Source organism: Streptomyces sp. NBC_01314 (assembly GCF_041435215.1).
In the GTDB taxonomy this organism is placed as follows: domain Bacteria; phylum Actinomycetota; class Actinomycetes; order Streptomycetales; family Streptomycetaceae; genus Streptomyces.
Genome location: NZ_CP108394.1, coordinates 8,417,754 through 8,433,149, shown reverse-complemented (window position 1 = coordinate 8,433,149; position 15,396 = coordinate 8,417,754). Strand labels below are relative to the sequence as shown.

At 71.6% G+C, this 15,396-nt stretch carries 9 protein-coding genes; 6 read left to right on the top strand and 3 right to left on the bottom strand.

Annotated features, from left to right (window positions below; all coding sequences use genetic code 11):
- Nucleotides 1–27: 27 nt before the first annotated feature.
- From OG622_RS37010 to OG622_RS37000, 3 genes are all read right to left on the bottom strand, one after another.
- Nucleotides 28–1,488: a glutamate synthase subunit beta gene (locus tag OG622_RS37010; protein ID WP_371580982.1), complete on the bottom strand. Its 1,461-nt coding sequence runs from the start codon at nt 1,486–1,488 to the stop codon at nt 28–30.
- On the bottom strand, nt 1,481–6,088 hold the full coding sequence (gene gltB, locus OG622_RS37005; RefSeq protein ID WP_371584341.1) for a glutamate synthase large subunit: 4,608 nt from the start codon (nt 6,086–6,088) through the stop codon (nt 1,481–1,483). Before gltB ends, OG622_RS37010 begins: the two co-directional genes overlap by 8 nt.
- A gap of 402 nt (nt 6,089–6,490) precedes the next feature.
- Nucleotides 6,491–7,219, bottom strand: coding sequence for a VIT1/CCC1 transporter family protein (locus tag OG622_RS37000; RefSeq protein ID WP_371584340.1), 729 nt, complete (start codon nt 7,217–7,219; stop codon nt 6,491–6,493).
- Nucleotides 7,220–7,574: 355 nt separating this feature from the next.
- Here OG622_RS37000 and OG622_RS36995 point away from each other — a divergent pair, with 355 nt between their 5' ends.
- The 6 genes from OG622_RS36995 to OG622_RS36970 all read left to right on the top strand — a co-directional run bounded on the left by OG622_RS36995 (nt 7,575) and on the right by OG622_RS36970 (nt 15,251).
- Nucleotides 7,575–8,678, top strand: a complete 1,104-nt coding sequence (locus OG622_RS36995) for an ADP-ribosylglycohydrolase family protein (protein WP_371580981.1) — start codon at nt 7,575–7,577, stop codon at nt 8,676–8,678.
- 542 nt (nt 8,679–9,220) lie between these two features.
- Nucleotides 9,221–10,534: an ADP-ribosylglycohydrolase family protein gene (locus tag OG622_RS36990; protein WP_371584339.1), complete on the top strand. Its 1,314-nt coding sequence runs from the start codon at nt 9,221–9,223 to the stop codon at nt 10,532–10,534.
- Nucleotides 10,535–10,541: 7 nt separating this feature from the next.
- The gene (locus OG622_RS36985) at nt 10,542–11,708 is read left to right on the top strand and encodes an ADP-ribosylglycohydrolase family protein (protein WP_371580980.1); all 1,167 of its coding nucleotides are present in this window, start codon (nt 10,542–10,544) and stop codon (nt 11,706–11,708) included.
- Nucleotides 11,705–13,207, top strand: a complete 1,503-nt coding sequence (locus OG622_RS36980) for an ADP-ribosylglycohydrolase family protein (protein ID WP_371580979.1) — start codon at nt 11,705–11,707, stop codon at nt 13,205–13,207. Before OG622_RS36985 ends, OG622_RS36980 begins: the two co-directional genes overlap by 4 nt.
- Nucleotides 13,204–14,403 (top strand): CaiB/BaiF CoA transferase family protein, encoded by a 1,200-nt coding sequence (locus OG622_RS36975; protein WP_371580978.1) that lies wholly within the window; start codon nt 13,204–13,206, stop codon nt 14,401–14,403. The genes OG622_RS36980 and OG622_RS36975 overlap by 4 nt, the downstream gene beginning before the upstream one ends.
- Nucleotides 14,400–15,251 carry a CoA ester lyase gene (locus OG622_RS36970; RefSeq protein WP_371580977.1) on the top strand — a complete coding sequence of 284 codons (852 nt, stop codon included), beginning with the start codon at nt 14,400–14,402 and terminating at the stop codon, nt 15,249–15,251. Before OG622_RS36975 ends, OG622_RS36970 begins: the two co-directional genes overlap by 4 nt.
- The last annotated feature ends 145 nt before the right edge of the window (nt 15,252–15,396 follow it).

Here is a 15,396-nt window from a genome sequence, read left to right as displayed (position 1 = left end):
CCGTCCTTCTCTGAACCGTCAGCCGGATCAGACCATCAGCGAGCGGTCCGTCGGCCGGATCGGCGCCGGCAGTTCGCTCGCCCCCGTGAGGAAGCGGTCGCAGCCCCGAGCCGCGGAGCGGCCCTCGGCGATCGCCCACACGATGAGCGACTGACCGCGGCCCGCGTCACCGGCCACGAACACACCCGGCACGTTGGTCTGGAAGTCGGCGTCGCGGGCGATGTTGCCGCGCTCGTCGAGGTCCAGGCCGAACTGGTCCACCAGGCCGTTGTCACGGTCGGTGCCGGTGAAGCCCATCGCCAGCGTGACCAGCTGGGCGGGGATCTTGCGCTCCGTGCCCGGCTTCGAGGTCAGCCTGCCGTCGATGAACTCGACCTCGGCGAGGTGCAGGAACTGCACGTTGCCGTCCTCGTCGCCCTCGAAGTGGGTGGTGGAGACGGAGTAGACCCGCTCGCCGCCCTCCTCGTGCGCGGAGGTGACCTTGTAGAGCATGGGGAAGGTCGGCCACGGCTGGTTCGCAGCACGGTCCTCGCCCGGCTGCGGCATGATCTCCAGCTGCGTCACGGAGGCCGCGCCCTGGCGGTGGGCCGTGCCCACGCAGTCCGCGCCCGTGTCACCGCCGCCGATGACCACGACGTGCTTGCCCTCGGCCGTGATGGGGGGCGCCACGAAGTCGCCCTCCTGGACCTTGTTGGCCAGCGGCAGGTACTCCATGGCCTGGTGGATGCCGGTCAGCTCACGGCCGGGGACCGGAAGGTCACGGGCGGTGGTGGCGCCCGCGGCGATGACGACGGCGTCGTACCGCTTCCTCAGGTCCGTCGCCTTGAGGTCGCGGCCGATCTCGATGCCCGTACGGAAGCGGGTACCCTCCGCGCGCATCTGCTCGATGCGGCGGTTGATGTGCCGCTTCTCCATCTTGAACTCGGGGATGCCGTAGCGCAGGAGGCCGCCGACGCGGTCCGCGCGCTCGTACACCGCCACCGTGTGACCGGCGCGCGTCAGCTGCTGGGCGGCTGCCAGGCCCGCCGGGCCCGAGCCGATGACCGCGACCGTCTTGCCGGACAGGCGCTCCGGGATCTGCGGCGCGACATCACCGCTGTCCCACGCCTTGTCGATGATCGAGACCTCGACGTTCTTGATGGTGACGGCCGGCTGGTTGATGCCGAGCACGCACGCCGACTCGCAGGGCGCCGGGCACAGACGCCCGGTGAACTCCGGGAAGTTGTTCGTCGCGTGCAGACGCTCCGACGCGGCCTCCCAGTCCTCGCGGTAGGCGTAGTCGTTCCACTCGGGGATGAGGTTCCCGAGCGGACAGCCGTTGTGACAGAACGGGATGCCGCAGTCCATGCAGCGGGACGCCTGCTTCGAGATGATCGGGAGCAGCGAACCCGGGACGTAGACCTCGTTCCAGTCCTTCAGGCGTACGTCGACGGGGCGGGACTTGGCGACCTCGCGCCCGTGGTTCAGAAAGCCCTTCGGGTCAGCCATTGATCGCCGCCTCCATCATCTTCTCGGTGATCTCGGTCTCGGAGAGACCGGCCTGCTCGGCGGCGGCCTTGGCGGCGAGCACTGCCTTGTACGTGCTGGGGATGATCTTGCTGAAGCGTTCCACGGCGACGGGCCACTCGGCGAGCAGCTTCTCGGCGACCGTCGAGCCGGTCTCCTCGGCGTGGCGGCGCACCACGTCGTGCAGCCACTGCTTGTCGGTGTCGTCGAGGGCCTCGACGGCGCCCAGGTTGCCGACGTTGACGTTGTCGCGGCTCAGGTCGATGACGTACGCGACGCCGCCCGACATACCGGCCGCGAAGTTGCGGCCCGTCTCGCCGAGGACGACGGCATGGCCGCCGGTCATGTACTCGCAGCCGTGGTCGCCCACGCCCTCGGAGACGACCGTCGCGCCGGAGTTGCGGACGCAGAACCGCTCACCTGTACGACCGCGGAGGAACAGCTCGCCGCCGGTCGCGCCGTAGGCGATGGTGTTGCCCGCGATCGTCGAGAACTCGGCGAGGTGGTCGGCGCCCCGGTCGGGACGGACGATCACACGGCCGCCGGAGAGGCCCTTGCCGACGTAGTCGTTGGCGTCGCCCTCCAGGCGCAGCGTGACACCGCGCGGCAGGAAGGCACCGAAGGACTGGCCCGCCGAGCCCGTGAAGGTGATGTCGATGGTGTCGTCGGGCAGACCGGCCCCGCCGAACTTCTTCGTCACCTCGTGGCCGAGCATCGTGCCGACCGTGCGGTTGATGTTGCGGACCTTGACCTGGGCGCGGACCGGCTGGGCGTCGGTGGCGTCCGAGGCGGCGAGGGCGTCGGCGGCGAGCTTGATCAGCTCGTTGTCGAGGGCCTTCTCCAGACCGTGGTCCTGCTCGATCACCTGGTGGAGCGCCGCGCCCTCGGGCAGCTCGGGCACGTAGAAGAGCGGCTCCAGGTTCAGGCCCTGCGCCTTCCAGTGGTCGACCGCGCGGGCGACGTCGAGCGTCTCGGCGTGGCCGACGGCCTCCTGGATGGAGCGGAAGCCCAGCTCGGCGAGGATCTCGCGGACCTCCTCGGCGATGAACTCGAAGAAGTTCACGACGTACTCGGCCTTGCCGGAGAACCGGTCACGGAGCGTCGGGTTCTGCGTGGCGATGCCGACCGGGCAGGTGTCCAGGTGGCAGACGCGCATCATGACGCAGCCGGAGACGACCAGCGGCGCGGTCGCGAAGCCGAACTCCTCGGCGCCGAGCAGCGCGGCGATGACCACGTCACGGCCGGTCTTCAGCTGGCCGTCGGTCTGCACGACGATGCGGTCGCGCAGGCCGTTGAGGAGCAGGGTCTGCTGGGTCTCGGCGAGGCCGAGCTCCCAGGGGCCGCCCGCGTGCTTCAGCGAGGTCAGCGGGGAGGCGCCCGTACCGCCGTCATGGCCGGAGATGAGGACGACGTCCGCGTGTGCCTTGGACACACCGGCCGCGACCGTGCCCACGCCGACCTCGGAGACCAGCTTCACGTGGATCCGCGCCTGCGGGTTCGCGTTCTTCAGGTCGTGGATCAGCTGGGCCAGGTCCTCGATGGAGTAGATGTCGTGGTGCGGCGGCGGGGAGATGAGGCCCACGCCCGGCGTCGAGTGACGCGTCTTCGCGACCCACGGGTACACCTTGTGGCCGGGCAGCTGACCGCCCTCACCGGGCTTGGCGCCCTGGGCCATCTTGATCTGGATGTCGTCCGCGTTGACCAGGTACTCGGAAGTCACACCGAAGCGGCCGGAGGCGACCTGCTTGATGCTGGACCGGCGAGCCGGGTCGTACAAACGGTCCGGGTCCTCGCCGCCCTCACCGGTGTTGGACTTGCCGCCCAGCTGGTTCATGGCGATGGCGAGGGTCTCGTGCGCCTCGCTGGAGATCGAGCCGTACGACATGGCGCCGGTCGAGAACCGCTTGACGATCTCGGAGGCCGACTCGACCTCGTCGATGGAGATCGGCTGCCGCTCCCCGGTCTTGAAGCCGAACAGGCCGCGCAGCGTCATCAGGCGCTCGGACTGCTCGTTCACACGGTCCGTGTACATCTTGAAGATGTCGTAGCGGCGCGTACGCGTCGAGTGCTGCAGGCGGAAGACCGTCTCCGGGTCGAACAGGTGCGGCTCGCCCTCGCGCCGCCATTGGTACTCGCCGCCTATCTCCAGGGCGCGGTGGGCCGGCGCGATGCCGCTGGCCGGGTACGCCTTGGCGTGGCGGGCGGCAACCTCCTTGGCGATGACGTCGATGCCGACGCCGCCGATCTTGGTGGCCGTGCCGATGAAGTACTTCGCGACGAACTCGTCCGCGAGGCCGACGGCCTCGAAGACCTGGGCGCCGCGGTAGGAGGCGACCGTGGAGATGCCCATCTTCGACATGACCTTCAGAACGCCCTTGCCGAGGGCGTAGATCAGGTTGCGGATGGCCTGCTCGGCCTCGATGTCGGAGAGGAACGTTCCGGCGCGGACGAGGTCCTCGACGGTCTCCATCGCCAGGTACGGGTTGACGGCCGCGGCGCCGAAGCCGATGAGCAGGGCGACGTGGTGGACCTCGCGGACGTCACCGGCCTCGACCACCAGGCCCACGTGGGTGCGCTGCTTGGTGCGGATGAGGTGGTGGTGGACGGCCGCGGTGAGCAGCAGCGACGGGATCGGCGCGTGCTCGGCGTCCGAGTGGCGGTCGGAGAGCACGATCAGCCGGGCGCCGTTGTCGATGGCGGCGTCGGCCTCGGCGCAGATCTCCTCGATGCGCGCGGCGAGGGAGCCGCCGCCGCCGGAGACCCGGTAGAGACCGGAGAGCGTGGCGGCCTTCATACCGGGCATGTCGCCGTCGGCGTTGATGTGGATGAGCTTGGCCAGCTCGTCGTTGTCGATCACCGGGAAGGGCAGGGTGACCGAGCGGCAGGAGGCTGCCGTGGGCTCCAGCAGGTTGCCCTGCGGGCCGAGCGAGCTGTGGAGCGACGTGACGAGCTCTTCACGGATCGCGTCCAGCGGCGGGTTGGTGACCTGCGCGAACAGCTGGGTGAAGTAGTCGAAGAGCAGTCGCGGACGGGCGGACAGCGCGGCGATCGGCGAGTCCGTGCCCATCGAACCGAGCGGCTCGCCACCGGTCTTGGCCATCGGCGCGAGGATGACGCGCAGCTCCTCCTCGGTGTAACCGAAGGTCTGCTGGCGGCGGGTGACCGAGGCGTGGGTGTGCACGATGTGCTCGCGCTCGGGCAGGTCGGAGAGCTCGATCTCCCCGGCCTCCAGCCACTCGGCGTACGGCTGCTCGGCGGCGAGGCCGGCCTTGATCTCGTCGTCCTCGATGATGCGGTGCTCGACGGTGTCGACGAGGAACATCCGGCCGGGCTGCAGACGGCCCTTGCGGACGACCTTGGCGGGGTCGATGTCGAGGACGCCGACCTCGGAGCCGAGGACGACGAGGCCGTCGTCGGTGACCCAGTAGCGGCCGGGGCGCAGTCCGTTGCGGTCGAGGACCGCGCCGACCTGCTTGCCGTCGGTGAAGGTGACACAGGCCGGGCCGTCCCAGGGCTCCATCATCGTGGAGTGGAACTGGTAGAAGGCGCGGCGTGCCGGCTCCATCGTGTCGTGGTTCTCCCACGCCTCCGGGATCATCATCAGCACGGAGTGCGGCAGGGAGCGGCCGCCGAGGTGGAGCAGTTCCAGGACCTCGTCGAAGGAGGCCGAGTCGGAGGCGTCCGGCGTACAGATCGGGAAGATCCGGTCCAGCTTCTCCGCGGGGCCGAACAGGTCGGAGACCAGCTGGGACTCGCGGGCCACCATCCAGTTGCGGTTGCCCTTGACCGTGTTGATCTCGCCGTTGTGCGCGACGAAGCGGTACGGGTGGGCGAGCGGCCACGACGGGAAGGTGTTCGTGGAGAACCGGGAGTGCACGAGCGCGATCGCGGAGGCGAAGCGGCGGTCGGACAGGTCCGGGAAGAAGGGCTCCAGCTGGCCGGTGGTCAGCATGCCCTTGTAGACGATCGTCCGCGCGGACAGCGAGGGGAAGTAGACGTCGACCTCGCGCTCGGCGCGCTTGCGCAGCACGAAGCTCTTGCGGTCGAGGTCGATGTCCGTGGCGGGCACGTCCGCCGCGTCGGAGACGAAGACCTGACGGAAGGAGGGCATCGTCGAGCGGGCGGTGGCGCCGAGCAGCCCGGGGGCGACGGGCACCTCGCGCCAGCCGAGGACGGTCAGGCCCTCGTCGGCCGCGATGGCGTCGATACGGGCCGCGGCCTCGTCCGCGCCGTGCTCGGGCAGGAAGGCGATACCCACGGCGTACGAGCCCGCCTCGGGCAGCTCGAACGCGGCGACCTCACGGAAGAACGCGTCGGGAACCTGCGACAGAATGCCGGCGCCGTCGCCGGAGTCGGGCTCGGAGCCCGTGGCACCACGGTGCTCCAGGTTGCGAAGAACCGTGAGCGCCTGCTCGACCAGCGCATGGCTCGCCTCGCCGGTGAGGGTGGCCACGAAGCCGACGCCACAGGCGTCGTGCTCGTTGCGGGGGTCGTACATACCCTGCGCAGCAGGGCGAGCATCCATGAAGGACCACTTCTGGCCATTCGTGGAGTGCTGGGACGGCTGGCGCGGCGTACGCATCGGCTCTCCCGTCGTCGTCATTTGGCTGGGGTACCTCCCAGGCCCTGAAGGCTCTGGGGGAGCGATTGCCGAGGGACGACGCTGGCCCTCTGCGCAAAGTGCAAAATTTCGTGCAGGTTACATGATGGAGCGATTCTCGGGAACCGGATACTTCGTCCCAACATGCGGACGCCACGGGCGCGGAGGGGGTGCCGCGCACAGTGGCGTGATCAGGGGGGAGCCGACCGGACAGATCAATGTCGGTCGACCGGGGGCGCAGGAGGCGGCGTCGCCCACTGCTTCAAGGTGCTTACAGGCGTCTTTGCCCGCGGCGCTTACGGCTCATGCCCAGCGGTTAAGCATTCGAAACCGCCTGGTAACGACTACTTATGCGGTCCCGCGCATACGTAGCCATCCGATCCATCATACGGCCGCGCCGAACAGGCTGCCCAGGGCGTACGTCACACCCGCCGCGGCACCCCCGAGGGCGAGCTGCCGCAGGCCGCTGAACCACCAGGTCCTGGCCGTCACCCTGGCCACCACCGCGCCGCACGCGAAGAGCCCCGCGAGTGCCACCAGCACGGCGGGCCACAGCGCGCCCGCACCGAGCAGGAACGGCAGTACGGGCAGCAGGGCGCCCAGCGCGAAGGAGCCGAAGCTCGACACGGCGGCGACGGCGGGCGAGGGAAGGTCGCCGGGATCGATGCCCAGTTCCTCGCGGGCGTGGATCTCCAGGGCCTGCTCGGGATCGCGCGACAACTGCCGCGCGACCTCGCGGGCGAGCCCCGGCTCGACCCCACGGCTCTCGTAGAGCGCGGCCAGCTCCGTCTCCTCGTCCTTGGGGTACTTGCGCAACTCCCGCCGCTCGACGGCGAGTTCGGCCTCGACAAGGTCCCGCTGCGAGGCCACGGAGGTGTATTCGCCGGCGGCCATGGAGAAGGCCCCGGCGGCGAGCCCCGCGAGCCCGGCGACGACGACCGCCTCCCGGCCGGCCGACCCGCCGGCGACACCGGTCATCAGCGCCAGGTTGGACACGAGTCCGTCCATCGCCCCGAACACGGCGGGCCGCAACCAGCCGCCGTTCACGTCCCGGTGGGTGTGGTTGTCACGGTGCGCCTCGTGCAGCGCGGCCTCGGTGTCGATGATCGCCACGGTCAAGCCCCTTTCCTCACGTCGAACGTACGCTCGGAAAATCGCTTCTGCCAGCAAGGAAGGCCGTACTTACCCGAGTCGGCGGCTGTTCGAGAAACCATTGCCGCTCATTCGTACATGGCTCTGCACAGATGTCGACCGGGTGATACGGAGGCGTTCCGGCAGCCGGTCGGGCACCCGATGTGGCAGAGATCTTCACAGCGGAATCCTCGATCTCCGCATCTCCACATCTCCACATCTACGGATCTACGGATCTACGGATCTACGGATCTACGGATCTACGGATCTACGGATCTCCCAGAGCGGATCGACTGCCCACAGGGTCAGACCTGCCCCAGGGCCAGAGAGGCGCCATATGCCTTCCATCGCCTGCATTCCTTCGGTTCCGGCGCCGGGGGACGCCACCGACCTCCGCGAGCGGGCACGCGGAGCCATGCTCGGGCTCGCTGTCGGGGACGCGCTGGGGGCGCCCGCCGAGAACATGAAACCCTCCGAGATCCGCGCGCGCTGGGGGCGCATCACGGGGTACGTGGCCGAGCATCCCGCGGGCACGGACGACACCGAGTACGCCATCTTCTCCGGGCTGCTGCTGGCCCGGCACGGCTCCGCGCTCACCGTCACGCATGTGGAGACGGCGTGGCACCAGTGGATCGCGGACCTGGACGAGGGCCCGTTCCGGGGCGCCGGCTTCAGCGAACGCGGCACCCTGGAGAACCTCCGCCGGGGCCTCGCCGCGCCGATCTCCGCCCAGCACCGGCACGCCTGGAGCGACGGACTGGCCATGCGCGCGGCCCCCTTCGGCGTCTTCGCGGCGGGCCGCCCGGCGGAGGCCGCCCGGCTGGTCGCCATCGACGGCTCGGTCAGCCACGACGGCGAGGGCATCTACGGCGGCCAGGCGGTCGCGGCGGGAGTGGCGGCGGCGATGGCGGGCGCCCCCACGATCGCCGTGGTCGCCTCGGCCCTCGCCGTGGTCCCCGACGACTCCTGGACGGCCCGCTCCCTGCGCCGGGCGGTGGCCGTCGCCCACCGCGGCGAACGCGCGGTCCGATCCGCCGTCGTCATCGGCGGCTACCCCTGGACCGACCTCGCCCCCGAAGCCGTCGCCCTCGCCTTCGGCGCCTATGCGGCGGCCGACGGCGACTTCACCGAGTCGGTGCTGACGGCGGTGAACATGGGCCGCGACGCCGACACGACCGCGGCCGTCGCCGGCGCCCTGGCCGGAGCGACCCGGGGCGCGTCCTCGATCCCGCCCGAGTGGGCCGCCGCCATCGGCCCGGCGCGAGGCAGCTGCCTTCCCTCCATGGCGGGCCACCACGTCCTTGACGTGGCCGAACTCCTGGTCCCCGGCGAGGGCGGCAAATGGGGCACCACCGCCCCCCTCCACCACGAGGAGCGGCCCTCCCCACCTCCGACCGCCTTCACCCTGGCCCCACCCACCACATCGGAGACCCCCTCATGACCCCACCACCGTGGGACGGATCCCCCTCCACCGCGACACCAACGCCCTACGACGAGACAACCCGCACGACGCCCCCCGGACCGGGCGACGCGACGACACTCACGGCAACACCCGGACCGGACGAGGGGACGACGCGTACGGCCACACCCGGACCAGGCGACGGGACCACGCGTACAGCAACACCCGGACCGGGCAACGCCACAACACACACGGCCACACCCGGACCAGGCGACGCGACGACGCGTACGGCAACACCGGCAGCGTCCAACGAGACCGGACATGCGGCGACACCCGGGCCGAACAACGACACCACACCCCACACGGCGCCCACCTCGTGCGCAGCGGCGAACACCCCAGGCGGGACCGGCCTCGCTGCCGCGGCGAAGCCGATCATTGCCGAGCGCACGGCCGTGGCGACGTCGATCAGCCCTGAACCCGAGGTCACGGCAAAGCCGACCGATCCCGACCCCGGGGTCGCGGCGCAGCCGACCGAACCCGAACGCGTGGTCGTGGCGCAGCCGACCGACGCCAATCCCGTGGTCGTGGCGCAGCCGACCGACACCGCGCCCCCGATCCCGGTGAAGCCGATCATCCCCGAACCCGCGGTCGCCGACGGTGAGGTCGCCCCGCCGGGGCCACCCGCACCCGACGACGAAAGTCGCACGGGTGGTGCGGGTGGGAGCAGGCCGAGCGAAGGCGAAGCCGAGGCCGAGGCCGTTGCGGCGCACCCCCCGGAGGGCCACCGTATCGAGGGCCTCCTGTTGGGCCTGGCCGCAGGCGACGCCGCCGGCTGGCCCGCCGCCCGCCACCGAGCCGCCCGTATGCCGGAGTGGACCCGCCGCCTGACCCGCGAACTGGACACCTTCGCCGAGCAGAACGCCACCACCACCCTCCCGGTCCCCATCGCCCTCAACCAACCCCCCGAGCCCCTGCGCCTCGGCCCCTCCGACGACGCGGAATGGGCGGCGTTCGCCGCAGAGGCCCTCCTCCGCGCCGGCGACGCGGCCGCCCTCGGCGACCTCAGCCTGGAACGCCGCACCCGCGCCTCGATCGACCTCTCCTGGAACGCCGTGGCCAGCGAGATCGCCGCCGCCGCCGAACGCGCCCCCGAGGTCGAGTCCGCCGTACTCCCCCTGCGCGCCCGCATCTCCGTACGCGCCGGGCTCGGCAACCTCGCCACCGGCCTCCGCCCACCCGCCACCGGCCACGACAACCCGCACTACTTCGACGACGCGGCCTGCGTACGCGCCTGCGTGCTCGCCGTGGCCCACCCGGGCGACCCCCGACGCGCCGCCGATCTCGCCGAGTTCGACGCCCGCTACACCCAGGACGGCGACGGCGTGCACGGCGCACGCGCGATGGCCGCCGCGCTCGCGCTGGCGCTCGTCGGCGCCGACGTCAACGACTGCACGGCAGCGGCCCTGGCCGAACTCCCCGCCGAAACAGAGATCGGCCGCAACGCCCGTCACGCCCTGGACCTCGCCCACCGCCACAAAAATGAAGGAACATTCGCCCTGGTCCCGCTCCTGGAGCACCAGATCGTCGACCACGTCTACAGCTACGGCATCGCCGCCGCAGAGACCGTCCCCGTGGCCCTCGCCCTGGCCACCGCCGCCGAGGGCCGGATCGCCGAGGCCGTCCCCGCCGCCGCCTGCCTCTCCCGCGTAGCCGACTCCGCCCCCGCCCTCGCCGGCGCCCTGACCGGCGCGCTCGGCGGCGCGGCCGCCATCCCCGACGCCTGGCGGGGCGCCTGCCGCACCCTCTCCGGCTGCGCACTCCCCCGCCTCACCGGCACCGATCTCGTACACCTCGCCGAACTTCTCGCAGCCACGGAACTCGCCACCCCAGGAGGATGATTCGGGCATGACGCCCTCAAACGACCCCCCCACCGCAGTCACCCTCGAAGAGCGCATCACCGGTGCCCTGGTCGGCGCCGCCGTCGGCGACGCCCTCGGCGGCCCGGTCGAGGGCTACACCCCGGAGCAGATCGTCGAACGCCACGGCGGCCGCGTCCACGGCATCGTCGGCCCCTGGAACGGTGACGAGTGGCGCACCGCCCGCCCCATCGCGCCGTACCACAAGGGCGACGGCCACGTCACCGACGACACCTTGATGACCCACGCGCTGGTCCGGGTGTACGACCACGTACGCGACCACCTGGACGCGTACGCCATCGCCGAGCACCTGGTGCCGGACATGATGACGACCCCGCGCTGGATCCCCGAACTGGAGGCGGAGGCCCTCCCCCTCCAGCGGGTCTTCCTCGCCGAGAAGTGGCTGGTGGCCCGCCTCCACTACGGCCACATCGACCCCCGCGAGGCCGGCACCGGCAACATCGTCAACTGCGGCGCCGCGATGTACATGGCCCCCGTCGGCCTGGTCAACGCCGCCGACCCGCCCGGCGCGTACGCCGAGGCCCTCGACATCGCGGGCGCCCACCAGTCGTCGTACGGCAGGGAGGCGGCCGGCGTGTTCGCGGCCGGGGTCGCGGCGGCGTGCGCGCCGGGCGCGACCGCGGAGTCGGTGATCGAGGCGTGCCTCGCCCTGGCGAAGGACGGCACCCGCGCGGCGATCGAGGCCGTGTGCGAGGTGGCCCGCCACCACACGGACTTCGAGTCGGCGCTACGACCGCTCCGCGAGGCGGTGGCCCCGTTCGACACGGTCGGCCCCGACTACCGCGCTCCCTCGCTCGGCGCCCGCCGCCCCTCCCGCATCCATGCGATCGAGGAACTCCCCATCGCCCTGGGCATGTTGCTCGTGGCCCGCGGCGACTACCGCCACGCGGTGCTGGGTTCGGTGAACTACGGCCGCGACTGCGACTCGATCGCCACGATGTCGGGAGCGCTGGCGGGAGCACTGGGCTCGGAGATCCCGTCCGACTGGGCCAAGACGGTGGCGGAGGCCAGCCGCCTGGACCTGCACGCCCCCGCCACGGCCCTGACTGCGGTCACCCTCCAGATTCACGCCCAGGACGTACACCGCCGACGCGCCCACGAGGCCGCCTTCACCACCCTGGCCCCCCTGCGGTGACCCCCCTCCGCCTCACGTGGGTCCAACCGGAAGACCTCCTGGGCCACGAACTCCACCAGGCGGTCCAGGACGGTCGCGAGCCGTCGGCCGTCGCCGCCCGCTGGCGAGGAGCGGGCGGCCCCCCGGCCCCGCCCCGCGTCGGCGCATCCCCGCACCGGACGTCCCGCTACTTGCGCCAACTCGCCGAGGACCTGCTGGACGAACTGGCAGACCTACCCAGCAGCTTGGCGGAACACGAGCCGACCGAGCTGAGCAGGATCAAGGCGTTGTGCCCGAATTGGCCGATGCGCCCGGCCGAGCCCACCGGTCCGGCTGGGCCGACCCGTCCCGGCCACCCCACCCACCCCGCTCAGCCTGCGGGCAGTCGTGCCGCCGGGGCGGCACGGGTGGGCGCAGGCGGCACCCTGCAAGCGCAGGCGCGCGACACCCTCCCCACCCCGGCCGCATACACACCGCGCCTCGAAGCCGCCTGGCTGGGCCGCGCCGTCGGCTGCCTCCTCGGCAAACCCGTCGAGAAGCTCCCCCTCCCCGCGATCCGCCAACTCGCCCGGGCAACCGGCAACTGGCCCCTCACCACCTGGTTCACCGCCCGTGGTGTCCCCCCGGAACTCCTCGCCACCCACCCCTGGAACCGACGCTCGGCCCCCACCTCCCTCGCCGAGAACATCGACGGCATGCCCGAGGACGACGACCTCAACTACCCCCTCCTCAACCTCCTCCTACTCACCCGTTACGGCCGCGACTTCACCACCACGGACGTGGCACGGCTCTGGCTCGACGAACTCCCCGCGGGCCGCACCTTCACCGCCGAACGCATCGCCTACCGCAACCTCCTCACCGGCATCGACCCACCCCACACGGCCCGCCACCGCAACCCGTTCCGTGAATGGATCGGCGCCCTGATCCGGGCCGACGTCCACGGCTGGACCAACCCCGGCGACCCGGCGGCCGCAGCGGAACAGGCCCACCGCGACGCCGCCCTCACCCACACCGCGAACGGCGTCTACGCGGCGATGTTCATCGCGGCCGCCATCGCGGACGCGGCCACCGGCACCCACGACATCCACCACTGCCTGCGCACCGGCCTCAAGGTCGTCCCCCCGAACTCCCGCCTGGCAAGAGGGATCGACCACGCTCTCCGACTCGCCACCGCCCAGCGCGACTTCGACACGGTCGTCGACGAACTCCACGCCACCTACGCCGACCACCACTGGGTCCACGCCATCCCCAACACGGCCCTGCTCACCGCCGCCCTCGCCCACGCGGACGGCGACTTCACGGCCTCCATCTGCCGTGCGGTGTCGGGCGGTTGGGACACCGACTCCAACGGCGCGACGGCGGGCAGCATCGCCGGCCTCCTGACCGGCTCCCCGGACGCGCTCCCCGACCGCTGGACGGCCCCTCTCAAGAACCGCCTGGCCACCTCGATCGCCGACTTCAACGGCGTCGGCTTCGACACCCTGGCCCACCTCACCCTCCGGGAGACCCCCCACCCATGACCCAGGCGTACGACCCCCCGCTCTCCCACCTCCGCGTCCTCGACCTCGCCACCCTCTTCGCCGGCCCCCTCGCCGCCACGATGCTCGGCGACTTCGGCGCGGAGGTCATCAAGGTCGAACACCCCACGAAGCCGGACCCGTCCCGCGGCCACGGCCCGTCGAAGGACGGCGTGGGCCTGTGGTGGAAACTGCTGGGCCGCAACAAGCGCACAGTGACGCTGAACCTCTCCACCCCCGGCGGCCGGGACACCCTCCTCCGCCTCGCCGCCACCGCCGACGTGATCATCGAGAACTTCCGCCCCGGCACCCTGGAGAAATGGGGCCTGGGCTGGAAGGAGCTGTCGGCGGCGAACCCAGGTCTTGTCCTGGCCCGCGTCACCGGCTTCGGCCAGTTCGGCCCGTACGCGCACCGCCCCGGCTTCGGCACGCTCGCCGAGGCGATGAGCGGCTTCGCCGCGATCACCGGCGAGCCGGACGCCCCACCGGTCCTGCCCCCCTTCGGCCTCGCCGACTCGATCGCGGGCCTGGCGACGGCGTACGCGGTGATGACCGCTCTCGCCGCGCGTGACCGGACCGGCGAGGGGCAGACGGTCGACATGGCGATCATCGAGCCGATCCTCACCGTCCTCGGCGCCCAACCCCTCTGGTACGACCAGCTCGGCCACGTCCAGCCCCGTACCGGCAACCGCTCCGCCAACAACGCGCCCCGCAACACCTATCGCACGGCGGACGGCTCCTGGGTGGCCGTCTCCACCTCGGCCCAGTCGATCGCGGAACGGGTGATGCGCCTGGTCGGCCGCCCCGAACTGATCGACGAGCCCTGGTTCGGTTCGGGGGCGGAACGGGCCCGCCACGCGGACGTCCTGGACGAGGCGGTCGGCGCGTGGATCGCCCGCCACACCCGCGAAGAGGTCATCGAGGTGTTCGAGAAGGCGGAGGCGGCGGTGGCCCCCATCCAGGACATCAGAGAGGTGATGACCGACCCCCAGTACCGGGCCCTGGACACCATCACCACCATCGACGACCCCGACCTCGGCCCCCTGCGCATGCAGAACGTCCTCTTCCGCCTCTCCGCCACCCCCGGCGCGATCCGCTGGGCGGGCCGCGCCCACGGCGCCGACACGGACTCGGTCCTCACCGAACTGGGCCTGTCGGAACCGGACATCGAGACCCTCCGCCAGGAGGGCGCCCTGTGACCTCATGGCCGACACCTGTCCCCCTGACCTGGCTGTACGTCCCCGGCGACCGCCCGGAGGTGGTCACCAAGGCCCTGGCGTCCGGCGCGGACGTGGTGATCGTGGACCTGGAGGACGCGGTGGCCCCCGACCGCAAGGCCTACGCCCGCGCGGCCACAGCCGAACTCCTCTCGGCCCCGCCCCCCGTCCCGGTCCACGTCCGCGTGAACGCCCTGACCACCCCGGAAGCCGAACAGGACCTCAAGACCCTCTCCCCCCTTCCCGGCCTGGCGGCCCTCCGCCTCCCGAAGATCACATCCCCTTCGGACGTCGCCGCCGTCGCGGAAAGAACCGCCCCCGCCGAAGGCGGAGCGATCCCTCTGTACGCCCTCCTCGAATCGGCCCTGGGGGTGGAACGTGCCTACGACATCGCCACGGCCCATCCCGCCCTCCGCGGCATCGCGCTCGGTGAGGCGGACCTCCGCGCCGACCTGGCCGTCCAGCACGATCCGGCCCTCGACTGGTCCCGTTCCCGAGTGATCGTCGCCGCACGCGCGGCAGGGCTCCCCTCGCCGGCCCAGTCGATCTACCCGGACACGAAGGACCTCGACGGCCTGGCCACCTCCTCCGCCCACGGCCGCACCCTCGGCTTCCTGGGCCGCGCCGCCATCCACCCCCGCCAACTCCCGGTGATCGAACGCGCCTATGCCCCGACCCCGCAGGAAGTGGAATCAGCCGAGGAAACCCTCAAGGCGGCGACCACCACGCCCGGCGCCCAGGCCCTCCCTGACGGCCGCTTCATCGACCCGGCGGTAGTGGCCGCCGCCCACAGAACCCTGACCCTGGCCAGCCGCCCCACCAGACACTGATCCACCCCCGCCGCCCCTCCCTCATGCAGCAGCTGCGCCCCTTGCCTTCTTCGGCGGCACGCAGGGCCGTCGTCTCCAGGCCCGCAGGTCCTGGTCTTTCAGGGGCGCGGGGAACTGCGCGAGAAGCCCCACCGAACCCGCACCC

Excerpts from the sequence above, each read along its gene's own strand:
- OG622_RS36975 (WP_371580978.1), top strand. The coding sequence starts at position 13,204 with ATGACCCAGGCGTACGACCCCCCGCTCTCCCACCTCCGCGTCCTCGAC.
- OG622_RS36995 (WP_371580981.1), top strand. The coding sequence starts at position 7,575 with ATGCCTTCCATCGCCTGCATTCCTTCGGTTCCGGCGCCGGGGGACGCC.
- OG622_RS37010 (WP_371580982.1), bottom strand. The coding sequence starts at position 1,488 with ATGGCTGACCCGAAGGGCTTTCTGAACCACGGGCGCGAGGTCGCCAAG.
- gltB (WP_371584341.1), bottom strand. The coding sequence starts at position 6,088 with ATGCGTACGCCGCGCCAGCCGTCCCAGCACTCCACGAATGGCCAGAAG.
- OG622_RS36985 (WP_371580980.1), top strand. The coding sequence starts at position 10,542 with ATGACGCCCTCAAACGACCCCCCCACCGCAGTCACCCTCGAAGAGCGC.